We start from the raw sequence: 25,708 nt of genomic DNA on the forward strand, positions 1-25,708 counted from the left end.
TGCGATTTGGACTCGACTTGGACAAAAGGTTCATTCCGACTCGGCAGGAAGGAAAAACGTGAAAAAAGGGCGGCAAAGCCGCCCTTCGATTTCATGCTTCCTCTTCTACGAATTTCTTCTTCATCCAGTCTTTCCCTTCGATCAAGCGTGTCACCATCATGGCCGCGACCGTATCACCAGTTGCATTGACCATCGTCGCGGGTGGATCGACGAGATAGCCGATCATCGCGATGATCGGGAAAGCTTCGGGAGGAAATCCATACAAACTGACGATCAACATTTCACCGATCAGTCCACCACCGGGAACACCAGACATGACCACACCACTGAGCACAGCAACGAAAAAGGCTGTGATGAACGTTCCTGCACCAGTGAAAGGCATTCCAAAGATTCCAAACAGGAAGGAGATCTTAAGTATAGCGCTTATACATGAACCGTCCATGTGCATCGTTGCGCCCACTGGGAGTACGATCTCTCTGATGTCCTTCGGTATTCCCAATCTCCTTGCAGCCTTCAAATTGACAGGCAGAGTTGCCAAACTGCTTTGAGTGGCGAGTGCGGTGATGGCAGGCTCAAAGATCGCTTTGAAGAATTTCTTTGGTCCCTCTCTACCGGAAGCGAAATATGCATAGATCGCGAACGCTATGAAAAAGTAGAGCACCGACAATGGATAGTACACCAACATTGCCCTACCGTATGCCCCCAAAAGTTGTGGTCCAAAGTCTCCAACCAACGCTGCGAAGTAAGCACCGAGACCTATGGGTGCGTAATACATGATGATCGAGATCATCTTCACCATGGCTTCAGAGAGGATGTTGAGTATCTTCACCAACGGTTCTGCTTTTTCTTTCAGTAAACTGATGCTCAAACCGAGTAGAATCGAAAAGATTATGAGTGGCATCATGCTTCTTCTTGATAGCAGGGCTTGGAAATCGTTGACAGTGAACGCTTTCACTATTTGATCGGCTGTTTTGAGGGGTTGGATTTGCTCAGCTTTTGGCAAATCCAACTTGACACCCTTAGCTGGTGGATAGATCACGACGACGATTGTTGTTATGATGGCCGCTATCAAACCTGTGATGATAAAAATCACGAGCATGGTTCCGATGATTTTTCCAAGTCTTCTGAGATTTGCAATGCTCGCAACGGCACTGGTGACCGTCACCAGAACGAGTGGCACAACGATGGTGAACATCAAATTGAGAAAGATGTCACCAAAGGGTTGCAAAACCGTGGCTTTTTTACCAAGAGCGAGGCCAAGAAGACTTCCGATGATGATGGATAAAAGTAGTATCACCGAGAACCTGTAGGACCTCCAGATGCTTTGAGCTTTCGGTTGCGCCATTTTAACACCCTCCCTAACGTTGATTTGGATCTCTCCTTTGTGGCTCAAAGAGATCCAGAATGATGTTCGTGGTGGCAAAATTTTGGTTAAATGATTAAACAATCACAACTTAATGAATGTTATCTTTATCTTAACACAATGAACGCGAAGATTTCAAGTCTTTTTGATGTTGAATTTTCCCAGCTCGTGGGCCGTGGCGATTCCACCGATCAATATGTTCAAATAGTATGTGAAAAACCGCCAAACGAGCAAGGCGGCGACGGTTTTGGGGCCGAAGAGGTGTTTGAAGAAGAGTGTGTAGACACCCTCTGAAGCTCCGGTGGCACCCGGTGTGGGGACGAAGGAGGCTACCAAGAAGACCACCAACTGGGTCATGATCACATCTATGTAAGAACATGTGATGCCAAGGGATCTGCCAACAAAATAAGTTATTGAAACTTTCGCCCAGACTTCCAATGATGCTGCAATTAGAGCCAAACTTGTCGTAAATAAGTCTTTGGTGGTTTTCAACATGCATTCGTGAAAGAGTTTGGTCTGCTCGATCAAGTTTTTCTGGAAAGTCCCTCTGTTCTTGACAATTCTCAGTGCAACTAAGACTTTGGATATCTTTGAAATCAACCCCTCCGCCAAGTTTCTATTCAAGGTGAACAAAAAAAGGAGGAAAAGCACAAAGGTGTTCAAAGCGAAACCAAAGAAAGCTAACAAGGAAAAGTTCGAGATCTTTTTCTCGAACAACGAATAAGCTCTGATCAAACCAGCAACGCTTATAGCAGTAACGACAATTTGATAAAAGATGAAACGTGATACGAGCATAGCGGTGGCTTCACCATACTCAGTTCCGCGTTTACCTAGGAAAGCTATCTGTGCAGGTTGACCACCGGTTGAAAACGGGGTTATCGCCGAGAAAAATCTACCGACCAATGTGATTTTGAACAGGTATAAAAGTGGGATCTTCGCCTTGTAAGAACGGGCGAACATCCAAACTGTGAGGGTCTCCGCAAGCCAATCGAATGAGACGAGTAGGAGTACGTATGCGAACCAACTGAGAGAGATTCTTCTGATGGCTTCGATTGTGAGTTTTATATCGGTGAGGCCCGCTATCACCAGCACAATGATTAAACTCAGTAGAACTATCAGAACAGCTTTTTTGAGATTACTCATCTTTTTTGCCATGCTTTTCCAACACTTCCTCGTAAATGCGTTTGAGTTTTTCACCGATTATGGTTAGATCTCTCTCCAAAGCTACCTTTCTTGCCATCTTTCCGAGCTCGTTTGCAAAATTTTTGTCACTGATGAGTTTTTCTATGGCTTTTTCGAAATCCGTGTTGGTCTTACCCTTCAAGCAGTTCACGCCATCCTGCAACCAGTCTTCGTACACCGGTATGTCTCTGACCAGGACTGGACATTCACAGGACAAGGCTTCGAGTACAACGATACCCTCGTTTTCTTCGTAAGATGGAAAGAAGAAAACATCTGCCGCTGAGTAAGCACCCACGAGCTCTTCTTGCGGCATAAAACCTGGAAACAGGACATTTGAAGGGGGATTACGCAGGATCTCTCTCACATCCCTTGGAAGAAGGGAGGCTAAGCCTTTAGAACCTATCCACACAAAATGGCACTGACTCAGCCTCTTTGCAACATCTACGAAATCGTGGATTCCTTTCCTTTTGAAGGGTAAGGCAACGCACAGAACTATCGGACCAGTCAAACCGTACTTTCGTCTGAACTGCCTAGCTTTTTCTTCGTTTTTCTTGAAAAACTGTGTGTCAACCCCGTTTGAGACCACTTCTCCTTCCACTTTCACACCGTATTTTCTCACGATGTTCATCGTGTAACGTGTTGGAAAGACCAAAAAATCTGCTTTAGAATAGATCTTACGCAACGCAAATTTGGCGTATTTCGAATAGATATTGCTCAATAGAAAGCTGTTCCTTATGTCCTCGGCCGTGGTGTGCACATGCCAAATGATTGGGATGTTTTTCGAACGGCAACTGTTTGCCACGAATCTGGCTCCCGGTCCAACGGTGTTGATGTGCGCCAGATCGTAGTCGTCGTCAATGGCGAGTGTGAAATCAACATTCACTCTCTTTAAAGCTTCCATCTGGTGTTTTAAGGCGATACCGATTCCCGATCTCGACAGGAGCCTTTTTGCTTCCGCATAAAGAAGTACCTTCATGAACCTCCTCCCCTTGAAATTATCCACAACAGATGGTACAATTTTTTTTGCGAGTTGGGTGCGTAGCTCAGAGGGAGAGCGCTTCCCTCACGAGGAAGAGGCCGCAGGTTCGATTCCTGCCGCACCCACCATTTCTATCCAACTTTCACCAGCTTCAATCTTTCACCGTACATCCTTTCAACTTTGTCGATGAGATTTTTGAATCTTTCGAATTCTTTAATTACAAGTTCTGCGTCTTCTCTCGCTTTTAAAAGGAGATGTTTGTCCCTCACCAAGTCGGCCACCCTCAAGTCTGGTAAACCATGTTGACGTAGGCCGAGTATTTCTCCAGGTCCCCTCAGTTTCATGTCGTACTCGGCGACCTCAAAGCCGTTTTTTGTAGTTGCGAAATATCTGAGTCTTTCCATCGCTTCTTCATCGATGTTGCCAACCACCAAGAAACAGTATCCTTGCTTGCCCCCCCTGCCAATCCTTCCACGCAGTTGGTGGAGCTGTGCCAAACCAAACCTCTCGGGATTCTCCACGACCATGATCGTTGCATTCGGTATGTCTATGCCTACCTCGATGACGGTCGTAGATACGAGTATATCGAAATCTCCAAGCGCGAATCTCTCCATCACCATGTCTTTTTCCTGTTGGCTCATCCTTCCATGCAAGAGTCCGACTCGCAAGTCTTTGAAGACTTCTTGAGACAGTTTTTCGTACATCTGCGTGGCTGCTTTCACCTGTAGTTTGTCTGATTCTTCTATGAGGGGATACACTATGAACGCTTGGTCTCCTGTGCTGACTTCTTTTCTAACGAACTCGAACACTTGATCGATCTTCGTTACACTGACCAAAATCGTTTTCACATCTTTCCTGCCTGGTGGCATTTCGTCTATGATTGTCAAGTCCAGATCACCGTAAACGGCGAGTGCAAGGGTTCTGGGTATTGGAGTTGCTGTCATGACGAGCGTGTCCACAGCGGCTCCTTTGCTTATCAGAGCTTCCCTCTGTCTCACACCAAAACGATGCTGTTCATCTATGATGACGAGTCCGAGTCTGTCGAATTCGACGTCTTCCTGTATGAGGGTGTGAGTGCCTATAACCACCGACAGTTGACCGCTTTTGAGGAGTTTCTTGATCCTTTCTTTTTCGGCTTTGCTCATATCGCCGAGTAAGAGAGCCGTTTTGATTCCAAGGCTTTCGAACATGGGAGCCATTCTCCTGTAATGCTGGGTTGCCAAGATTGAAGTTGGTGCCATCACGGCGGCTTGAAAGCCTGCCTCAAAATTGTCTATGATCGCCAATTGTGCGACCACCGTTTTGCCACAGCCAACGTCGCCTTGGAGTAATCTGCTCATTGGACGTGGTGAACGTAGATCTTCCCTGATCTCTTGGTGTGCTTTTTTTTGAGCATTGGTCAGTTCGAAAGGAAGTTTTCTGAGGAATTCCTGAGCTAACTTTCCTTCAACCTTTTTTGCTATGCCTCCGATCGATTCGAGGGTGCGTCTTGACAAAAGCATTGCCAGCTGCAAAAAAAGCAATTCTTCGTAAGCGAGTCTTTCTCTGGATTTTTCGAGTTGGTACATCGTTTTGGGAAAATGCATTCCATACAGAGCCGTGCTTAGATCTATCAGTTTTCTCTTTTCTACAAGTTCGCTCGGCAAGTCATCCTGGACGTTCACAACGCAGTGAATGTTTTGTCGTAAAATTCTGCGTAATTCCTTCTGTCGTATGCCTTCGGTGAGCGGATAGATAGGAAAAATTTCTAACGAAACTGTTTCCTCAGCGATTTCTACTTCGGGATTGACGATCTCAAGTCCGCCGAACATGCCTTTTTTAACCACGCCTGTGACGTACACTTCTTTGCCTTTCAGCGCTTGAAGTTGTCTGTAGAGGAAATCTTGATTGAACCATTTTAAAATCAGGTGATGAATACCATCAGCAAGTACGGCAGCCAAGACTTTCATGCCAGATAGGTCTTTCATCTCAACGCTCATGATTTTGCCTTTGGTTGTGACCTTTTCTCCAACGAGTACATCTTTCAAGGATAGGACCCTTCGGCGATCTTCATACTCTCTGGGAAAATAGAAGATCAAATCCTCCAACGTGTTGATACCAAGCTTTTGTAACAGCTTTTCTCTCTTGGGGCCGACACCGCGCGCATACTTTATCTCTGAAGAAAGTTGTTTCGCTTGAGATGGATCTGGCTTTGCAAGGAAATGCCAAGATTTGTACCTTTCGATCATGCCCAGCGCGTTCATCAAACGTTTCACGATGCGTTCCTTCGAGAACTCTGTTATCGGTTCAAGATAGTCGATCAATTGTTCTAATCTCTCACGAGCGAATGTATCCTCTAATAGAGGATCTTGAATGAGCTCGCGGTGTTCTTGAACCCATTCGAGCAATTCACGGGAAGAGGTCCTTCCGTTAAGAACGTTGAAGATGTTCTCTTCGAGGTCTTTGAAGAATTCTTCAACGAGAATGGGGCGCATAAATAGAAACGCCTTCCTTGTTGGTGTGAATCATACCCATTCTTACCCTGATGATTTGCTCAAGGCAGATGAGTAGCACAAAAACGATTAAAGCCACAATGAGGCTCGCAACAATCATGAAGGCTCGCTTCATGATTCTGGCTTCAAATAACCTATGTATGGAAGATTCCTGTACTTCTCGTCGTAGTCTAGACCGTAACCTATCAAGAAAACGTCTTGTACTCTGAAGCCAACGAAATCTATAGGAATACCGTGCTGGTATTTTTCCTTTTCTATGAGAGCCACGATTTTCAAATCGGCTGGTTTATACTTCCTTAGATAGTTCAAAATGTACCTCAGCGTGTTTCCGGTATCCACAATGTCTTCCACCACGAGTACATACTTACCTTGGAGTGGTTCGTCCACCCACGATTTAACCCTGATCCTCCCGGAAGATTCTGTCCCGGCGTAACTCGATACGTGTACGAAAGAATAGTTCACATTCATGTTGAGATTCAACACGAGCTCACTGAAGAAGTGTATTGAACCTTTGAGTACGCATATGGCATGCAACGTGTCAGTTTTACCTTTGTAGTACTCCTCGATCTCTTTCGACAATTGTTTGATCCTCTCTTTGATCGTTTTCTCGTCGAGCAGAACTTCTATAGCCACAGCCAGCCTCCTTTCAAATTGAAGGAACGTAAATTGCTATTCGTTGAGATTTTACCTCTTCTCCAAGCTCAATAGTACTTTCAGAGAATTTCTTAACGTTCGTGAAGAACTTCAAAAAGTCTTCCACAGGTCTGAGGTCGAACTTTATGTATTTCGTCTTGTAATGCATCGGGATCGCAACGTGAGGTTGTAATTGTTCAACTATCTTCTTGGCTTCCTCCGGTCCCACAGTGAAGGTACCTCCAACTGGAATCAGCAGCACGTCTAGCTGACCTATCTGTTGAACTTGTTGCTGATTCAAAGTGTGTCCAAGATCACCAAGGTGTGCCACTCTGAAATCTGAAAATTCAATCACGAAAACGATGTTTACGCCCCTCTTAACACCTCCAGCTTCATCGTGAAAGGTCTTTATACCTCTGATTTTCACGTTCTTGATGGTGTACTCTCCAGCTTCCTTGATCAACTGAAAATCTCCCCTAAGTAAATGGTGCGCGTTGTGATCGAAATGTTGGTGGCTCTCAGTAACAACGTCGACCGAAACGTTTGGAACCTTGTAACCCACAGAACTGTCGAATGGGTCCATCAAAATGCGAACGCCTTGACTGTCGATGAGAAAACATGCGTGCCCGAACCAAGTGATCTTCACAACTTTCCCCCCTCATTTGAATTATATCAAGAGGCGTTGGATACATCCTTAGAGACGAATTTTTTCGGTTTAGTAGCAATTAATTGAAACGAGTGCTATACATTTTATATGCAAAAATATTATTAGCAATAAAATTAAGATTCTATGAGCATAAATGATGATACCAAATTTTAAAAAGGACTCTTGACAAGCCACTCAACACTCCATATAATGAGATTGGAAACGATTCAGGAGGTGAAAAAATGAGCGATAGAGAATTCGTTGTGGGTATCGACCTTGGGACTACAAACTCTGTGATAGCTTGGATGAAACCAGATGGTTCCATAGAAGTTATACCGAACGCAGAGGGTAGCAGACTCACACCTTCCATCGTTGCGTTCACCAAGACCGGTGAGATACTCGTCGGGGAACCAGCCAAGAGACAGATGATCCTCAACGCAGAGAGGACCATCAAATCCATCAAGCGCAAGATGGGATCGGACTACAAAGTCAGGATAGATGACAAAGAATACACACCGCAGCAGATCAGTGCATTCATCCTCATGAAGATGAAGAAGGATGCTGAGCAGTACTTGGGCGGAAGGATCAGGAAAGCCGTCATCACTTGTCCTGCTTATTTTAACGATGCTCAGAGACAAGCCACAAAAGAAGCAGGTCAGATAGCTGGTTTTGAAGTGCTGAGGATAATCAACGAACCAACCGCTGCAGCACTGGCTTACGGTCTCGACAAGAAAAAGGAACAGAGAGTACTCGTCTACGACCTGGGCGGTGGAACTTTCGACGTTTCCATCCTCGAAATCAGTGAAGGTGTCATTCAAGTCATCGCTACGAGCGGGAACAACCACTTAGGTGGTGATGATTTCGACCAAAGAATCATCGATTGGCTCGCGGAGGATTTCAAGAAACATCATAGGATAGATCTCAGGGAAGACAAACAAGCACTCCAGAGACTCAGAGACGCTGCCGAGAAAGCGAAGATAGAACTTTCAACGAAGCTTGAGACTGATATAAGCTTGCCGTACATAGCTGCGACGAGCTCTGGACCATTGCACTTGGAAGCCAAGCTCACCAGAGCTCTGTATGAATCACTCGTGAAAGATCTGGTCGAGATGACCAGGGGACCAATTGAAAGAGCCCTGAGTGATGCGAAGCTATCACCGAGGGATATAGATGAAGTCATCCTCGTCGGCGGGATGACGAGGACTCCAATGGTGCAGAGATTGATCTATGAAATATTCGGCAAAGAACCAAACAAGAGCGTGAACCCAGACGAGGCAGTTGCGATCGGTGCCGCCATACAGGCAGCGATACTCGCCGGTAGTGCCAAAGAAAAGGACATAGTCCTTGTGGACGTTACACCGTTGACGCTCGGTATCGAAGTTAAAGGAGGCCTAATGGAACCCATCATACCTCGAAACACGACCATACCCGTTAGAAAGAGCAAAATCTTCACCACCGCAGAGGATTTCCAAACGGAAGTCGAAATCAGAGTCTATCAAGGTGAAAGAGCCATGGCGCGTGACAATATCTTCTTGGGTAGTTTCAGGTTGGTGGACATTCCACCGGCACCCAGAGGTGTTCCACAGATAGAAGTAACGTTCGATATAGACAGTGACGGTATAGTGCACGTTTCAGCCAAAGATCTCGCATCCAACAAGGAACAGTCCATGGTTGTGACGGGTAGGCACAAGCTGAGGGAAGACGAGATCAGGAAAATGGTTGAGGAGGCACAGAAATACGAGGAGCAAGATAGAAGGAAACGTGAGGAGGTCGAGCTCAAAAACAGAGCAGACGATCTCGCCTACAGCGTGAGTAAGACACTCAGAGAGCATGGCAGTAAGCTACCACAGGACTTGAAGGACAGACTTGAAAACCTCGTCAGGGACTTGAGAGAAGCCATCAACCGTGATGACATAACTAAAGTCAAGATCCTCTTCGACGATCTCCAGCGCGAAAGTATGAAGATAGGCCAGTATCTGTACGAAAGCGTTCGAAAGGAACAACCCGGTGCACAATGAAGAATTCAATAAAACTTTGACTTGTGGAAGGAGGGATGTGTATGTTGCTCGAAAGACGCGAAGATTTCTTCAAACCATTCAGGGAACTGCAAAGGGAGATCGACAGACTCTTCGAAGACTTCTTCACACCAACCATCAGGAAGAGGTTTGATGTTTACACCTTTACACCGGATATAGACGTGTATGAAACAGACAAAGAAATAGTCATCGAAGCTGAAGTTCCTGGAATGGAAAGAAAAGACATCACGGTGAAAGTTGAAGACAACGTCTTGAAGATCTCCGGTGAGAAAAAGCTTGAACGCGAGAAGAAAGATAGAAACTACAGAGTATATGAAAGATCCTATGGCAAGTTTGAAAGATGTTTGGCTCTACCAGACTATGTGGATGCAGAAAAAATCAAAGCAAAGTACGAAAACGGGGTCTTGACCATCACGATACCGAAGCGTGAGGAAAAGAAAGTCAAGATCGTCGACGTTGAGGTTGAATGAATTCGAAGGGGCGGAGGAACCGCCCCTTCGAATTTAAGGGAGGTGAAACGATGATAGACTTTAAAGATTACACAGAAAGTGCACAAAGGGTCCTCGGGGCAGTTCAGGATATATTGAACAGATATTCTCAAAATCAAATGTCTTCTGAACACATTCTGCTCGCCATACTCGAAGACGGTGAGAACGCTGCCGTGGACATTTTGAGAAAGATAGGTGTCAACATAGATGCACTTCGCGATGAAACTACCTCTTTTGTGAGCAAGTATGGTATGCGCTCACACAATCCTCATGGGCAACTCTCACAGGTTTACATCACACCGGATGCAAGACATGTTTTGGAGGAAGCGAAAAGGGAAGCTCGAAGGATGGGGGATGAAAAGGTTGGCACAGATCACCTTTTGCTCGGGATGATACTCTCACCGAGCTCTATGACGTACAGGCTTTTGACTAGATACGGTGTGACACCAGACAAGGTTTACGAAGCTATAAGGGATTTGAGGACGAGTGGCAAAACTGTGGAAGACGAAAACGTGGATGTGCTTTTCAAGTTCACGGAAGATCTAACGCACATGGCGAAGGAAGGAAAACTTCTCCCCGTGGTAGGTAGGGAAAAGGAGATCCTCAGAGTGATACAGATCCTTGGAAGGAAGTTCAAGAACAACCCCGTTCTCATAGGCGATCCGGGAGTTGGAAAAACAGCCATCGTCGAGGGCCTCGCTCAGAGAATAATTAAAGGTGACGTACCCAGTTTTTTGAAGAACAGGAAGATCCTCAAGCTCGATATGGGAAGGATCATTGCTGGTACGAAATTCCGAGGAGAGTTCGAAGAAAGGATGAAGAGACTCATCGATGCTCTCAAAAAGAACGCGTCACAGTACATTCTTTTCATAGATGAACTACACACCGTCGTGGGTGCAGGAGCTGCAGAGGGTGCCGTGGACGCGGCAAACTTACTCAAACCAGAGCTAGCACGCGGTGAAATGCAGGTGATAGGTGCCACGACGATCAACGAATACCGCAAATACGTTGAAAAGGACAAAGCGCTCGCGCGCAGGTTCCAACCAATCTTGGTGAATGAACCGAACGTTGAAGAGACGATAGAAATTCTGAAAGGCATAAAAAAGGAATTCGAAAAGCATCACGGTGTAACCATAACGGATGAAGCCTTAATCGCTGCTTCAAGGCTTTCCGCGAGATACATCACCGACAGATTCCTACCGGATAAAGCGATCGATTTGATAGACGAAGCCGCATCAGAGAAGAGATTGTTGGCGAATGGCAAGGTTGTCGATGAGAACGACATAGCGAAAGTTGTTGAATCTTGGACTGGTATACCGGTTTCAAGAATGATGCAATCTGAACGTGAAAAGCTCATGCGTTTGGAAGAATTGTTACACAAAAGGATCGTTGACCAAGATGATGCTGTTTTGACGGTTGCCAGAACGATCAGAAAAGCTCGTGCTGGTCTGAAGGATCCAAAAAGACCGTCTGGTGTTTTTCTGTTCTTAGGTCCAACGGGTGTGGGTAAAACAGAACTGGCTAAAGCTCTCGCAGAGGTGCTCTTCGGGACAGAGGACGCACTCATAAGGATCGATATGAGTGAGTACACAGAAAAGCATTCTGTAAGTAGATTGATCGGGGCACCTCCAGGTTACGTTGGTTACGAAGAAGGTGGTCAACTCACCGAAGCAGTGCGTAGAAGGCCATACAGCGTCATCTTGCTTGACGAAATAGAGAAAGCGCATCAAGAGGTTTTCAACGTGCTTTTACAAGTTTTCGACGACGGTAGGCTCACCGATGGAAAAGGTAACACGGTGGATTTCAGGAACACGATCATCATAATGACCAGCAACATAGCGAGTCAACAAATTTTGGATGCACTCGAAGAAGGTATCACGGATCTCACACCTCTGATAGAGGAAGAGATGAGGAAACACTTCAAACCCGAATTCATAAACAGAATAGATGCGGCAATAATTTTCAAACCACTCAGCTTTGAGCACATGAAAAGAATCGTGGAATTACAACTCAGAAAAGTTGAAGAAAGGATTAGGGAACAAAAGAGAAGTGTCGTGTTCACCGATTCGGCCAAAGAATATCTCGCCAACAGAGGCTATTTACCAGCTATGGGCGCAAGACCTTTGAGGAGGATCATAGACAATGAAGTGGAGACAGTCCTTGCAGACAAAATCATATCCGGGGAGTTTGCAGAAGGTGAGACGATCACGATCGATGCCGACGAATACGGTCTAATCTTTAGAAAATGAGGGGCGATCGGCCCCTCATTCAATTTGTTTTACGGAATTTCTTTCAATGAAATGAGCTTTCAAGATGGTTTTGCTGGATTTTGAACCGTGCAACAACAGATCCATCATCATCGTCGCTGCGATCAAACCCATTTGTTCGGGTTCCTGCGCGACACATGTGATTGGAGGATCGAATATCTCATTCCAATAGGAATCATCGAATGAAACGATGGAGATATCTTCCGGAACTTTTACACCCAATTCTTTGAGTGCTTTCATCACACCCAGCATCATGAGATTGTTGCAAATTATCAATGCCGTTGGCCTGTCTTCCAGTTGGAAAAGTTTCTTCACTGACTGGTATGCACCCTCTTGTGTGGAACCACCGTCAAGAATCCATTCTTCTTTCACCAATATTCCAAGCTCATCACATGCTTTCAATGCTCCAGAGAGCCTCATCTTACCTGTATAAGAACGTGATCTGAGCGTTATGATGCCGACCTTTCTATGACCTTTTTTGTGTACATAGCGGACTAGCTCAGCTATCCCACCTTCGTTGTCTGTTATCACGTAACTCACTTCAAGACCTGGTACGATACGGTCAAAGAAAACCAAGGGAATACCGTACTCGACGATTTTTCTATAGATCGATCTGTTTCCACCGGAATCAACGGGTGCGGCCAGAATGCCTTCAACTCGCTGGCTTAGAAGCGTGCGAAGGTTTTCCTCTTCCTTTTCAGAGTTTTCGTCCGTTGAACAAAGCAGTACATGATAGCCTAATGGGTAGAACACTTTCTCCATTCCACGCAATATTTGTGCAAAAAAGGGATTGGCTACGTCGGGTATGAGGACTCCCACTATTTTTGTTTTTCCCTTTCTCAACCCCACGGCTGCCAAATCTGGGAGGTATCCCTTATTCCTGGCAAATTCTATGATCTTTTCACGTAACTCTTCGCTTACTCCGGGTTTCCCATTCAAAGCTCTCGAAACGGTGGAAACATTGACACCGAGTTCTGCCGCAATCTGCTTGAGAGTTATCTTCAAAGCATTCTCACCTCTGTATCTGCGTTCAAGTCTATTCTATATCGTTCAACAAATAATTGAACATCGATTTCCGAATCAGGAAGAACGAACTCGGTGAAATTTAAAACGTCACAGTTTGAAATGTCATGTTATGTAAAGCACGAAGATGAAAGAACGAGATTTCGCAAAAATTGTGCAACTGAAACCTGATTCTTCAAGTTTCCAAGACATTTTTGTTCTAAAAAGAAGGTTTTGAACTCTTGACATTTTTGACGTTGATGGAGGTATAATAACTTGCTGGAAGAAATTCATATTGTCTGTAGGTTTCATTTCATCCATTTCTCATGAATGGGGGGATTGTTGTGAAGAAGGTTCTGTTCATCGTTTTCGTCATAGTTTTCGCTGCATTGAGCTTTGCTTGGACCGCTTACGCAACACCTCAGGATTATCGAAAAGCAACTGGAAAAGAGATCGTGAAGTACAGCGAATCACCTATGCTCGCAGAACTTGTGAAGCAAGGAAAGTTACCACCCGTTGAACAAAGGCTCCCGGAAGAACCACTCGTGATCGTGCCCGAGGAGGAAGTTGGGCAGTACGGCGGAACTTGGAGGAGGGCTTGGAAGGGCCTTGCAGACAGATGGGGACTTTACAGAATAATGGCTGCCCATTTTGTCTTCTGGGACAAAGAAGGAGCAGAGTTCTTACCCGGTATAGCCAAGAAGTGGGACATACTCGAAGGTGGAAAGACTTACATCTTCTACCTCAGAAAAGGTATGAAGTGGTCTGATGGTCACCCGTTCACAGCGGATGATGTCGTTTTCTATGTGGAAAAAATTGTTGGCAACAACGATCTAACTCCATCCAAGCCAACGTGGTACAGAATAGGCGGTCAACCTGTCAAAGTGACCAAGATCGATGATTACACCGTGAGGTTTGATTTCGCTCAGCCTTATCCGCTCTTCATGATGGAACTTGCCAGAGGGACTTTCTGTGCACCGAAACATTATCTATCGCAGTTCCATCCTGATTTCACCCCGATGTCGGAAATCGAGAAAAAAATGGTGCCAGGTACACACAAAACATGGGTTGATCTTTTCAACGATAGGAATGACTTTTTGAAAAACTCAGAACTCCCAACGATACTGACCTGGAAGCCGGTCAACGATCCTTCTGGTCAGTTCTTCATTTTGGAAAGAAACCCATATTTCTGGGCCGTTGACATCGCTGGAAACCAACTGCCGTACATAGACTATATAAGGAACGAGTACATAACTGACAACGAGGTTATCCTTCTCAAGGCAATATCCGGTGAGTTGGACTTCCAGTGGAGGCACATAGGCCTGCTTGGTGCAGGACTGGCGAACTATCCGATCCTGAAAGAGAATGAAAAGAAGGGAGATTACAGAGTTTTGCTCTGGTCGAACGCAAATGGTTCTGTGAGTCAGTTGATGCTCAACGTTTCTGACCCGCAAGATCCTGAACTTGGAAAGGTGTTCAACGATGTCAGGTTCAGAAGGGCGCTCTCACTCGCGATCAACAGGCAAGAGATCAACGAGATATTCTACAATGGTCTTGCAGAACCAAGACAAGCTTCCTTCGTCAGTGGTTCTGGATATTTCGATCCGGAGTGGGAGAAAGCTTATGCGGAGTATGATCCAGAACGTGCGAACAAATTACTCGATGAAATGGGACTCAAATGGGATGCAAAGCGTGAGTATCGCTTGTTGACAGATGGTAGGCCACTCAGATTCACGATTCAAGTGGTTGGTCAACCTCACGTAGACATTTGGACAACCGTCAAGGAGCATTGGAAAAAGATCGGTGTTTGGGTCGAGATAGAGAATTTGGAGAGATCGTTGTATGAAAGCAGATTGAGTGCGCATTATTTTGACGCACAAGTGTGGCTACTTGACAGGGCTGCTCAACCACTCGCCGACCCAATGATGATCATCCCCGGAGGTTCTCAGTATGCAACTTCTTGGTACATAGGTTGGATGGATTGGATCAACGCTTACTTGAAAGGAGAGACTCCTCCCGCAAACGCTAAAGAACCCCCGGCGGAAGTGAAGAAGCTGCTTCAGATCTGGGAACAGATTAAGACCTCAACGAATCCGCAGAGAATTAAAGAACTCATGAAAGAGGTAACGAAGATACACAGAGAAAATCTATGGATGATAGGAACAGTTGGAGAAGATCCTTCACCCCTCGTTGTCAAGAATAATTTCAGGAATGTTCCAGAGAAACTCGTCGCGGAAACACCTTTCTTTACACCTTTGAACGCCATGCCCATGCAGTTCTTCTTTAAACGGAAATGACGAACCAAAATGATCTTTTCCCCGCCGAAAGGCGGGGATTTTTTGTGCTTTGTTGGTTATTAGGCCGGCTCACCGAGATTTGCTTGCTGAATCTTTCTCAAGCTCTTTTTTGTTCTCGTTTTCTCAGTTTGAAGATCGCAAATTCTCTGATTATACTGTAGTTGTAATGTGAGCAAACGAATGCGTTGCACAATGACTAAGGAGGAATTAATATGAAAAGGAAGGTCGGTCTTCTCACCTTCTCGGATGGCAGGGATTATGTGAGTAAAGAGCTCATCGAGATAAACAAAAAGTTTGAACGGATACTCGTGGAGGCTTTGGAATCCACTCAAGAAATAGAAGTTGTGAAAGCTGAGAGGATCGTCGACAAACCGTCCGTTGCTAAAGAAGAGGCGCTCAGAATTAGAAACGAAGGAGCACAGATGACTATATTCCATTATGCGGTATGGGCCTTTCCGCACTTCAGTGTCATCGCAAGTAAGTTCGCCCCAGGGCCATTCTTGCTGTTTGGAAACGTCAATCCTAAGTATCCTGGCATGGTGGGTATGTTGGCCGCTGCCGGTGCGCTCGAGCAGGATGGTACCCAGACTCACAGAGTTTGGGGTGATGTGAGAGAACCACATGTGCTGAAGAAAGTGATGAGTTTTGTAAGAGCAGCCACCGCGAGGAACTTGCTAAAAGGTCAACGTTACGGCTTGTTCGGGGGACGTTCCATGGGTATGTACACGGCCGTGCCCAACGTAGACCTTTGGAACAAAATGTTTGGTATCGATGTGGAACACATAGATCAGCTTGAGATCGTGGAAAAGAGTAAAAAGGTATCGGAGTCCGACGCGAAGCGTGCTAGAGAATGGCTCGAGAAACATGTGAAGAAAATACATTACGATGGAAAACAGCTCACACCGGAAAAACTCGAATTGCAAATCAAGAGCTATTACGCTCTCAAAAGAATATCTGAAGAACTTGAGCTCGATTTCATAGGTGTGAAGGCCCAGCCTGAATTGACAGAGCATTTTGTGACGATGGACGTTGCCGAGGCCTTTTTGAACGATCCGTACGATTGGGACGGACCGAAAGAGCCGCTGGTGTGTGCCACAGAAGCCGATTCAGATGGAGCTTTGACAATGCAGATCTTCAAGCTCATTTCGAATCAGCCGGTCCTCTTCGCAGACGTTCGACATTATGACAGTGAGGACAACTTCTTTGACCTGTGCAATTCTGGTCAGCATGCCACCTTTTTTGCTGCTAGGTCTTATGATCCAGCAGTGAACCTCGCGAAGGTAGAGTTTTATCCAGAAAGCTTTTATTTCCCCGCGGGTGGTGCCTCAGTACGCCATATCGCGGCACCGGGTGAAGTCACACTCGCAAGGCTGACGAGGAAGAATGGTCGTTATGTTATGAACATCATCAAGGGAGAATTTCTTGATTTCGGAGAATGTGGGAACGAAGAAAAGGCGCGCGTCACTCAAATTGAATGGCCTCATGCTTTCGCTAGACTCAAAGTTTCCGTCGAGGAGTTTCTGTCCACTTACAGTTCGAACCATATACACGGTGTTTACGGTGATTATGTGGAAGAACTCGTGCACTTTTGTAAGCTAACGGGCATAGATTTCTCTGTCCATGTGTGACGGATTTCATGAGGGGGAGGGATACACATGAAGAGATTGGTGTTGGTTGTGATGTTGATCGTTGCCCTGACACTCGTTGCCGCTCCGAAGTATGTGCTCAGATTCAACACGGTTGCGGCACCAACGCAACCTCAGGTTTTAGCTATGCAGAAGTTCTCTGAGATAGTTGAGCAACTCAGCGGTGGAAACATCAAAGTTGAGGTTTACCATTCTGGTCAACTCGGCGATCAGAAAACGGCTTTGCTCGCAGTGATGAGGGGAGATTTGGAAATGGCTGGAGATGGTGCTCCATCATGGTTTGCGGATCTTGGAGCCATGCCGGAGTTCGGTGTGTTTGAAGCAGCCTACGTTTTCAAAGATCTCGATCACATGTACAGAGTCATGACGAGCAAGATGGTTCAGGACATGTTCGATAAGCTCGCCCAAAAAACGGGACTCAGAGTTTTGGATGTTTGGTATCTTGGAACACGGCAACTCAACTTGGTCGAAAAAGTTGGTCGAGTGAGAAGACCTGAGGATTTGAAAGGTGTCAAGTTGAGGATGCCGAACAACAAAACGTTCCTCGATATGGGACGAGCTCTGGGTGCAACACCAACACCGATGGCTTTCGGAGAAGTCTACATGGCTCTCAAAACTGGTACGATCGATGGTCAAGACAACCCGTTACCCACGAATCTTGCGGCGAAGTTCGTTGAGGTGACTAAGTACATAGTTTTGACGGACCATCAGATCGGCATGGTCTGTCCGGTGATCAACGAAAAACTGTGGCAGAGCATGCCAGAGGAATATAGAGTATACATCAAGAGAGCAATGGAAGTTGCAAGGGCCTTCATGAATTACACGGTGCTTGAGCAAGAAGCTAAATTGTTGAAACTTTTCGTGGATGAATACAAAATGGAAATCATAGTACCAGACAAAGCTGCATTCATCGAGAATGCGAAGAAATTTTACAGTCAACCTGAGTTTGATAAATCTTGGGGTCCAGGCATGTACGAAAAGATTCAGAACATGTGAATTTTCTCCGCTGGGCAGATCGCCCAGCGGTTTTCCAAAGGTGGTGAACATGAATATCCTCAAGAAGATCAAGAATTTGTTTCAAATACATCTCCCGGCGGTTTGTGTTTTGCTCCTCTTCTCCAGCATGTTCGTTCAGGTACTTCTACGATATGTTTTTCGTCATCCGTCACCTGAGGCTTTCGAGATATCCTCTTACAGTTTTGTATGGAGTGTGTTGCTCGGTGCAGCGCTAGCTAACAGGTACAGAAACCATATAAAATTCGACATACTCTACAATAAGTTCCCAAGAAAGGTTCAGATCGTCATTGATATCATCTTCGATAGCTTTTTCAGCGTACTCTTAACTATTTCACTCAAACCAATTGTTTCGCAGGCTTTATGGTACAGAATTATAAAATCGGAAGTGCTCGGTATACCATGGGTCTATCTAACACTGTGTTTGCCGATCGCCATGTTGCTCATGATAATCGATAATTGTCGTTTTATCTTTTTAAATTTGAGAGAGCTCATCTTCAATAAACCTTTCAAATTGGAGGAAAAGACATGGCGTTGACGATGTTCTTGATCATCTTCGCTACCAGCTTTGCGTTAGGTTATCCCATCGCCTTCGGCATGTTGGCTGCTGGTATTGTATATCTCATGGTCAAAGGTCTCAGTTTGGCAAACGTGTTGGATATGATGGTGATAGGACTTTCAAACCAAACAGTGCTTATTGCCGTTCCGCTCTTCATACTCGCCGCCAATATCATGAACGATGCGGAGATTACCGATAAGCTGTTCGATTTCGTCAGGAAAGCCTTCGGAAGATTGAGAGGTTCTTTGGGGTACGCAAATGTCGTTGCGAGCGTCATCTTCGCTGGCATGACAGGTTCACAGCTTGCGGATGTCGCCGGCCTTGGAAAAATAGAAATCAAAGCTATGATGGACGCCGGATACGATGGTCCGTTCTCTTGTGCTGTCACGGCAGCTTCGGCCACGATAGGTCCCATAATTCCTCCGAGCATTCCTATGGTTCTCTATTCGATGATCTCCGGCGCTTCGTTGGGTTATCTTTTTCTAGCTGGTTTCATTCCTGGCCTCGTACTCGCTGGGTTTGAAATGGTTTTGGTGTACATCCTTTCAAGGGTGAGAAATTATCCTGTAGAAGGTAAAGTTCCACTTTCACAGCTCACTAAGTCTTTTGTCGCAGCTCTACCGGCCATGCTGGCCCCAGTAATTTTGCTGTTGGGTATGTACGGAGGAGCTTTCACACCCACAGAAGCGGCAGCGATAGTTGTTGCGTACGCGACGGTGACGAGTATCTTCATTTACCGTACGTTGGGTTGGAAGAAGTTTTACAGGATTCTGATCAAAACGGCTGAGGATATCGGTTATGTCAGCATCATGGTTGCAGCAGCTCAACTCGTCAGTTATGTGGTCACGCGTGAAAGACTTGCGATAAAGCTCACCGAGTCACTGGTTGGCATGGGTCTAGCCTCCAAACCGTTGCTGCTGCTCGCAGTGATCAATGTTTTATACTTCATCCTTGGCATGTTCATAGATGCTTCTGTAACTATACTCGTCGTGATACCTTTGCTCCTCCCTGTTGTGAAAGCTGCTGGCATAGACTTGGTTCACTTCGGCGTTGTGAGCGTTTTCAACATCATGATAGGACTCGACACGCCTCCCTACGCGCAGACTGCCTTCATTACCAGTGCCATGAGCAACACGCCGGTCAAAGATGTTTTCAAAGAGATGTTGAAGTTTTGGATACCGGCGGAGGTTTTAGCGTTGATCGCAGTGACTTATCTCCCAGATTTGGTACTCTTCTTGCCGAGATTGTTCGGATACAAAGGTTGAAGTTGTGCGTGGAAGTTGAGAAGCATTGTAGTCAAAAGCTTGAAGGACTGGGGGAGAAAGTATGAAGAAACTTTTTGGAGTGACGGTTGCGGCTTTGACACCGATGAGTGAGGACGGTTCGAAAATCGAATTTGGTGTCATTAAGGACTACGTTGATTTTCTCGTAGAAAAGGGTGTGAACGGCATTTTCGCGCTTGGTACCACCGGAGAAGGTTTGCTATTGCAATTGGAGGAGAGAAAGAAGGTTCTAGAAAGCTTCATCAAAGCTGTTGATGGTCGAGTCATTCTCATAGCTCATTGTGGTGCGTTGAGAATCGATGAGGTCAGAGAACTCTTATCTCACGCAAAGAGCGCTGGAGCGGACGGTGCATCGATCGTTTCACCTTTTTACTATAAATATCGTCCCGATGAGATCGTAGATTTCTTTCTGGAGGCTACAGAAGGTGTGAAAGATTTTCCGATATATCTCTACAATATTCCCGCCCTGACGGGCAACTGGATAACGGCAGAAATTGCTGCAATCGTTCACAGAGATAGACCAAACGTCGTTGGTGTCAAAGATAGTACACAAGATCTGTTACACGTGCTTTCTTTGATCAACGACACACCTGAAAGCTTCGAAGTTGTGGTTGGTTCTGATAGGGCTTTCTTGACGGTTCTTCAAATGGGCGCAAAAGGTTGTGTCTCAGGACCTGGAGCCGTGTTTCCAGAATTTTTCGTGCAACTGTACCGTCAATTCCAGATGAGAGATTTGAATTCAGCGAGGGAAACTCAGAAAAAGCTCACCAAGGTTTCTCTCACTTTGGGAGATGGTGCAAGTATTCCCATGTTGAAGATGGCGCTGAAATGGCGTGGCATAAAAATAGGAGGTTGTCGATCACCTCTGAAGTTGTTGAGCGAAGAGCAGGAACGAAACTTCAAAGAGCGCTTGGAAAAAGTACTGGAAGAGGTCGGGCTCAGTTTGAAATAGTTTTTCAGTTCACAGTGATGTTGAATTTTTTCTACACTCGCTGATGCGCGGGCACCTTGAAAACCCATTGTAAGTAGTGTTCATCCACGATGGTCCTGTGCCCGAGGCCTGCTGGTATCAATAAGATGTCTCCTTCTGAAAGTTCAACTTCTTCTTGGACTTTCAGCTCGTTACCTCTGAGTTCGCCGACCGATATTTCTTCAATCGTTCCTGTCAGTTCACCGAGTTGAACTTTGGCTCTTCCCGATAGCACTACATATAGATCGTGCCAATCTCGATGAGCCTCCGCCCTCCCCGTAGAAGGTCCTTCAATCTTGATTTTTCTCGCCTGAAGCCCTTCGATCAGGCGCGTCAATTTGTCCGCCGAACCGAGCTTTATTGCCTTCTCCATCCTTGAATCCCTCCTGATCATCGATTCATTCACATGCCTTTCGCTCTTTATATTATCATTTTTTCTTCGCCGCTTGAATCTTTCAATTTTCAAAGTCACAAATCTAAGTTCATGTGGGGTCTTTCATTTTGATAGGATGAGGAGTCGAACGAGCAACTTAAAATGGTAGAATGTAACCGAAAACGAGTTGGGGGGGATGAAAGTTGAGGAAGAATTTGATCGTACTTTGGTTTGTAGTTCTGGTTTTGATGTTGTTGAGTTCTTGCGCTTTCAACTTGTTTTCGAATCTTGAGCTTAGAAACCTTCTTTCAACAGGAACCACAGAACAAAAGATCAAAGCAGCAAAGGAGGCACTCTCTGGGGGAAATTACGATGCAGCCATAGCACTCTCCACAGCTGTCATCAACAGAGAATTGAACCTGAACTTGACAATCGAAGATTTCGAACGATTACTCGAATCGACCTCTGTTGTTCATCAATTATCACAAGCTTTGCAAGGGGCTACTCCGACAAAAGATTTGCTCGAAGCGGTGAGGATTTTGGTTGAAGCAGTGGCTTGTAAGACAAAGAAAGATTTGGCGAGTTTTTCTGAGGACGTGTATGACTTGATGGAGGAACTCGGTATTTTCGACGCCCGTTTAAAAACAATTCCAAAAGGAAATTCCAACTTCTGGGGAGAGTTTGAGACTAGCGCTGGGACCATCGTGTCTGTCCTGAGTGAATTTTTTGATAATCGAAATGCTCTCAAGCTACTCACTGGTGGTTATCATTTCATCGCCATGAACACCAACGAAGATAGGAATTTCTCAGCCATGATTTGTGTTTTCTATGACATTTGTTACATGTTCAACCTTCTTTTGGATGTGGACAACGACGGCAATGTGACTGATGAGGCGTTCGTGAAAAACGTGATAAACGATCCAGATTCGATCGTTGAACTTTCTCAAGAAGCAACTAGTGGATTGTACAACGATTCGTTCGCTTGCGATGAATTCGTGTGGGCGTTGAATGTTTTAGAAGATGCTTTCGATATTTTAGGTATTGAAGCAAGCTTTCCGGCGATAAATTCGGCAACACTTTCGCAGAAACAGAAAATATACGATGTTCTTATTCTCTTTTAGGGGTGGTGAACTATGGATGTGAAAAAACTTTTACTGGCACTCTTGATGGCGGTTTCTCTGACGACCTATTCCTATCAGTGGGAGAATTTCCCTGGCTTTTTCAAACCTCTCAACAGCTTGGCAATGGGTGGAACGTACGTCACCACAACAGAAGGCGTAGAGGCTTTGCTCTTGAACCCAGCTTTGTTCGAAGCTGGTGGGCTTGTTGGTTTCGATCTGAGCCTTTCGAGCAACGTAGTGACGATAGGTCCGAGGTTGTTCGAGCTCTTGAGAAATCCCGATAGAATAACAGAGCTCGCCACTGACAGCCAGTTCCTCAGCGCTGTACAGGGTGTCCACAGCTATGGTGTGAACTTCTATGGTGGTTACGGTGTGAAAACGTTTTGGATGAACTTTGGAGGGCTAGGGGCATTCCAGTCGGAAATCTTCTGGAATCTTTCGTTGACGAACATCGGTGAAGTCGAATTGGGTGCGTGGGCGGGATACTTCGGCTTGTTCGGTGGCTCTTTGAATTTGACGGGTAATTTGAAGATAGGTATCTCTGTTGGTGGCGGTATGGCTGGTATTTTTATTCCAGCCACCGGAACTGAATATCCAGCAACCGTGAATCTAACGGATCCAAATTCTTTAGAATCTCTACTCCCGGATGATCCTACCAAAATTTTCAGTTACGTGAACACACCGTTTTTCATCCTGAACGTCGGAACCATCTATAGATGGAACGATCTTTCCATCGGTGCCGTTTTCCACTACAATTCGAAGAACTTACTCACAGGGCAAGCGAGTCAAATTTTCTCGGCCGGAGTTTCTTACGATCTGAAGGTTCTAAAACTTGCCTTTGAGTTGGAAGATCTTTTGAGCCAAGAGAAGTCTTTCTACAGAAAGATGAATTTTGGGTTGGAATCCAGTTTTGGCTTTTTGAAACTTTATGCTGGTTTACACGCAGGTTGGTTCACTGGGGGTTTGAAACTCAACGCACCGTTCTTCAACATCGCTTTCGCGGCGTACGTTGTTGAATTCGCACCTCGAGCAGGTATCATGGGAGAACCAAAATACAATTTGAATTTCTCCGTGAAATTTTAAAGGAGGGGCCTTTCGGCCCCCTTTTCAATCCAACTTTTCTAAAAGCACCTTGTAAGCTCTGTAAGTTTCGAACAAATCGGCTTTCGAAACCAGCTCGAAAGGAGAATGCATTCCCAGCAAGGCAGGTCCCATGTCCAACACACAAGCACCTTTTTCTGCCAAGAATTTTGCAACAGTTCCTCCTCCACCTCGATCCACTTTACCGAGCGTTGCGATTTGCCAGACGATCTTTTCTTCATTCAAAATCTTCCTAACTTTCGCTACAAATTCAGCGTGTGCTTCGCTGGAACCTGACTTTCCTCTGCTACCAGTGTATCTGACCAATCCGATACCGTAACCAAGTTTGGCAGCGTTCTGTACATCGTGAACTTCTTTGAACATGGGATCAACCGCTGGACAAACGTCTGCAGAGATGACGTTACATTTAGAGAAAAGTTCATCTATGGCGAGGGCTGTATCGTCACAGCCTTGAATCTTGAGGATCTTTTTGAGGAACAGGACATAAAAGCTCGCCTTCGCAGCAGCGTTACCTTCGCTTCCTATCTCTTCTCTATCGAAGAGTATCACACCACACGATCTTGTGGGTTTTTCGACTTCGATGAGAGCTCTCACTGCTGTATAAGCGCAGACTCGATCGTCATGACCGTAGGCACCCAACAAACTTTCATCCAAACCGACGTCTCGTGCTTTCAAAGCCGGCACAAGTTGAAATTCCGCACTCACAAAATCTTCTTCTTCGATATCGTACCTTTCTTTCAATATCTTCAACACGAACATCTTCACGGCTTCTTTCTCTTGTCCAGCCAGCGGGATCGTTCCAAGGACCACGGAAAGTTTTTCTGCATCGAATTTTTGGCTGGTTGGCATATCATCCTTGTCGAGATGTGGCAAAAGATCGGGTATGACGAAGACCGGATCTTCAATGCATTGACCAAGGTGTATCTCGATTTTCTCCCCGCTGGATCGCACAACGAAACCGTGGAGTTCCAAAGGCAGACTGAGCCACTGGTACTTCTTGACACCACCGTAGTAATGTGTACGCGCCAAAGCAACGTTCTCTTCCTCGAATATCGGTTGTGGTTTGAGATCTAACCTCGGCGAATCTATGTGTGCAACGACGAGGTTCAAACCATCTTGAAGCTTTCCAAACAACTTCAGTGCCACAAGAGATTTTCCTTTATTGATGGAGTAAACACTGTTCTGTGATCCATCGAAACGTTCAATGCTCACGAACCCAGCTTCTTTTAACATTTTTTCGAACTCAGAGATGACCATTCTTTCAGTTCTTGCACTGTTCATGAAATCTGCATACTGTCTGCTGAACTGTTCGATCTGTTTTCTGTCTCTCAGTTGCCAAACGTTCTTTGGTGTGAATTTCAACACGATTTCCACCTCCTAAATATTTTTTCCAACATTTCAAATTCTACAACGAATGGTAAAATGTGAGTGGGAGGAGAAAATCATGAGGATCAATGATGTCACGGGTGCATGGTTGATAAGACAGTTCCAACAGCTTTCTGGTCAACAATCGATCACTTTCAACCAGTTGTCACGCGCCGTGACTCCTTTCAATCAAGATGTCTCATCTTCCGTGATCGCTGAGAGGCTAAGGGCACAAATTGGGGGCTATCAACGCTCCATGTATGAAGTTCACAACGCTGTCGGTATGCTCGCGACAGCCGAGGCGGGTCTCGGTTCAATCAGCTCAGTTTTGAATAGGCTCAGGGAACTCGCAGTGCAGGCTTCCAGCTCGACACTGACAGGTGCTGAAAGAACCGCTCTGCAAAGAGAATATTCACAGCTACTTCAGCAGATAAATTCCACATCCCAGAACTTGACGTACAACAACATTCGAATTCTCGCTGGTGAAGTGAAAAATTTCAACGTTCAAATGGGGCCAAACGAGGGACAGAAGCTCAGTATCAATATTCCCAGTATCAATGTTGAAACTCTTGGTCTTTCTAACACCAATATTTCCAGTGTTGAAAACGCCCAACGTGCACTTGAAGCTGTTGAAACCGCCTCGGAGAGTGTCTCTAGAACGAGGTCATACATAGGTGCCACAACAAACAGGTTGTTGTCTGCAGCCAGTGAACTGAGTAACACAATGATCAATTTGGCTTCGGGTGTCAGCAGACTCACTGATACAGATTTTGCAAGGAGCTCAATGGAATTTTTCAAAATCCAGCTTTTAAGACAGTCTTCAATGCTCAGCATGATTCACTCAAACCTTTCTCGGCAAACTGTACTGAGACTGTTACAATGAGGTGATAC

The 25,708-nt window shown here is 45.5% G+C and carries 21 protein-coding genes and 1 tRNA gene; 13 read left to right on the top strand and 9 right to left on the bottom strand.

The genetic code is table 11. The features are described from left to right. Positions 1 to 91: 91 nt before the first annotated feature. The 3 genes from NZ875_06565 to NZ875_06575 all read right to left on the bottom strand — a co-directional run bounded on the left by NZ875_06565 (position 92) and on the right by NZ875_06575 (position 3,521). The gene (locus NZ875_06565; protein MCS7175401.1) at positions 92 to 1,345 is read right to left on the bottom strand and encodes a dicarboxylate/amino acid:cation symporter; all 1,254 of its coding nucleotides are present in this window, start codon (positions 1,343 to 1,345) and stop codon (positions 92 to 94) included. 153 nt (positions 1,346 to 1,498) lie between these two features. Beyond that, entirely contained in the window at positions 1,499 to 2,518 is a 1,020-nt protein-coding gene (locus NZ875_06570) for a flippase-like domain-containing protein (protein MCS7175402.1), read from the bottom strand. Continuing rightward, a complete protein-coding gene (locus NZ875_06575; GenBank protein MCS7175403.1) occupies positions 2,499 to 3,521 on the bottom strand; it encodes a glycosyltransferase family 4 protein in 1,023 nt (340 codons plus the stop codon). The genes NZ875_06570 and NZ875_06575 overlap by 20 nt, the downstream gene beginning before the upstream one ends. Before the next feature lie 56 nt (positions 3,522 to 3,577). On the opposite strand from NZ875_06575, the gene NZ875_06580 reads away from it, so the two are divergent. Then, positions 3,578 to 3,652: transfer RNA gene (locus NZ875_06580), tRNA-Val, on the top strand. Positions 3,653 to 3,655: 3 nt separating this feature from the next. On the opposite strand, the gene recG is transcribed toward NZ875_06580, so the two are convergent. The 3 genes from recG to NZ875_06595 form a co-directional block, all read right to left on the bottom strand. Then, on the bottom strand, positions 3,656 to 5,998 hold the full coding sequence (recG, locus tag NZ875_06585) for an ATP-dependent DNA helicase RecG (protein ID MCS7175404.1): 2,343 nt from the start codon (positions 5,996 to 5,998) through the stop codon (positions 3,656 to 3,658). Positions 5,999 to 6,127: 129 nt separating this feature from the next. Then, positions 6,128 to 6,649: a hypoxanthine phosphoribosyltransferase gene (gene hpt, locus NZ875_06590; protein MCS7175405.1), complete on the bottom strand. Its 522-nt coding sequence runs from the start codon at positions 6,647 to 6,649 to the stop codon at positions 6,128 to 6,130. Positions 6,650 to 6,662: 13 nt separating this feature from the next. Then, positions 6,663 to 7,295 carry an MBL fold metallo-hydrolase gene (locus NZ875_06595; protein MCS7175406.1) on the bottom strand — a complete coding sequence of 211 codons (633 nt, stop codon included), beginning with the start codon at positions 7,293 to 7,295 and terminating at the stop codon, positions 6,663 to 6,665. A gap of 242 nt (positions 7,296 to 7,537) precedes the next feature. On the opposite strand from NZ875_06595, the gene dnaK reads away from it, so the two are divergent. Genes dnaK through NZ875_06610 form a run of 3 tightly spaced genes read left to right on the top strand, consistent with a single transcriptional unit; the run spans position 7,538 to position 12,068 of the window. Continuing rightward, positions 7,538 to 9,313 carry a molecular chaperone DnaK gene (gene dnaK, locus NZ875_06600; GenBank protein ID MCS7175407.1) on the top strand — a complete coding sequence of 592 codons (1,776 nt, stop codon included), beginning with the start codon at positions 7,538 to 7,540 and terminating at the stop codon, positions 9,311 to 9,313. A gap of 41 nt (positions 9,314 to 9,354) precedes the next feature. Next, a complete protein-coding gene (locus tag NZ875_06605) occupies positions 9,355 to 9,801 on the top strand; it encodes an Hsp20/alpha crystallin family protein (protein ID MCS7175408.1) in 447 nt (148 codons plus the stop codon). Positions 9,802 to 9,851: 50 nt separating this feature from the next. Then, on the top strand, positions 9,852 to 12,068 hold the full coding sequence (locus NZ875_06610) for an AAA family ATPase (protein MCS7175409.1): 2,217 nt from the start codon (positions 9,852 to 9,854) through the stop codon (positions 12,066 to 12,068). Between the two features lie 15 nt (positions 12,069 to 12,083). On the opposite strand, the gene NZ875_06615 is transcribed toward NZ875_06610, so the two are convergent. Next, positions 12,084 to 13,091 carry a LacI family transcriptional regulator gene (locus tag NZ875_06615; GenBank protein ID MCS7175410.1) on the bottom strand — a complete coding sequence of 336 codons (1,008 nt, stop codon included), beginning with the start codon at positions 13,089 to 13,091 and terminating at the stop codon, positions 12,084 to 12,086. A gap of 341 nt (positions 13,092 to 13,432) precedes the next feature. Here NZ875_06615 and NZ875_06620 point away from each other — a divergent pair, with 341 nt between their 5' ends. From NZ875_06620 to NZ875_06645, 6 genes are all read left to right on the top strand, one after another. Further along, positions 13,433 to 15,385: an ABC transporter substrate-binding protein gene (locus tag NZ875_06620; protein MCS7175411.1), complete on the top strand. Its 1,953-nt coding sequence runs from the start codon at positions 13,433 to 13,435 to the stop codon at positions 15,383 to 15,385. Positions 15,386 to 15,597: 212 nt separating this feature from the next. Next, entirely contained in the window at positions 15,598 to 17,013 is a 1,416-nt protein-coding gene (locus NZ875_06625) for an L-fucose/L-arabinose isomerase family protein (GenBank protein ID MCS7175412.1), read from the top strand. A 27-nt stretch (positions 17,014 to 17,040) separates the two neighbouring features. After that, on the top strand, positions 17,041 to 18,027 hold the full coding sequence (locus tag NZ875_06630) for a sialic acid TRAP transporter substrate-binding protein SiaP (protein MCS7175413.1): 987 nt from the start codon (positions 17,041 to 17,043) through the stop codon (positions 18,025 to 18,027). A gap of 49 nt (positions 18,028 to 18,076) precedes the next feature. Beyond that, positions 18,077 to 18,583: a TRAP transporter small permease gene (locus tag NZ875_06635; protein MCS7175414.1), complete on the top strand. Its 507-nt coding sequence runs from the start codon at positions 18,077 to 18,079 to the stop codon at positions 18,581 to 18,583. After that, positions 18,574 to 19,869, top strand: a complete 1,296-nt coding sequence (locus tag NZ875_06640; GenBank protein MCS7175415.1) for a TRAP transporter large permease — start codon at positions 18,574 to 18,576, stop codon at positions 19,867 to 19,869. Before NZ875_06635 ends, NZ875_06640 begins: the two co-directional genes overlap by 10 nt. A 61-nt stretch (positions 19,870 to 19,930) precedes the next feature. Beyond that, entirely contained in the window at positions 19,931 to 20,839 is a 909-nt protein-coding gene (locus tag NZ875_06645; GenBank protein MCS7175416.1) for a dihydrodipicolinate synthase family protein, read from the top strand. Between the two features lie 31 nt (positions 20,840 to 20,870). Here NZ875_06645 and NZ875_06650 read toward each other — a convergent pair whose 3' ends face one another. Continuing rightward, positions 20,871 to 21,230, bottom strand: a complete 360-nt coding sequence (locus tag NZ875_06650; GenBank protein ID MCS7175417.1) for a hypothetical protein — start codon at positions 21,228 to 21,230, stop codon at positions 20,871 to 20,873. A gap of 203 nt (positions 21,231 to 21,433) precedes the next feature. Here NZ875_06650 and NZ875_06655 point away from each other — a divergent pair, with 203 nt between their 5' ends. Then, a complete protein-coding gene (locus tag NZ875_06655; GenBank protein ID MCS7175418.1) occupies positions 21,434 to 22,351 on the top strand; it encodes a hypothetical protein in 918 nt (305 codons plus the stop codon). 12 nt (positions 22,352 to 22,363) lie between these two features. Then, positions 22,364 to 23,434, top strand: a complete 1,071-nt coding sequence (locus NZ875_06660) for a hypothetical protein (GenBank protein ID MCS7175419.1) — start codon at positions 22,364 to 22,366, stop codon at positions 23,432 to 23,434. A 24-nt stretch (positions 23,435 to 23,458) separates the two neighbouring features. Here the strand turns inward: NZ875_06660 and NZ875_06665 are convergent, their stop codons facing one another. Beyond that, a complete protein-coding gene (locus tag NZ875_06665) occupies positions 23,459 to 24,814 on the bottom strand; it encodes an aminopeptidase (protein ID MCS7175420.1) in 1,356 nt (451 codons plus the stop codon). A gap of 82 nt (positions 24,815 to 24,896) precedes the next feature. On the opposite strand from NZ875_06665, the gene NZ875_06670 reads away from it, so the two are divergent. Next, positions 24,897 to 25,700, top strand: coding sequence for a flagellin (locus tag NZ875_06670; GenBank protein MCS7175421.1), 804 nt, complete (start codon positions 24,897 to 24,899; stop codon positions 25,698 to 25,700). Positions 25,701 to 25,708 lie beyond the last annotated feature (8 nt).

It is taken from the genome of Pseudothermotoga sp., assembly GCA_025060105.1.
Taxonomy (GTDB): domain Bacteria; phylum Thermotogota; class Thermotogae; order Thermotogales; family DSM-5069; genus Pseudothermotoga_A.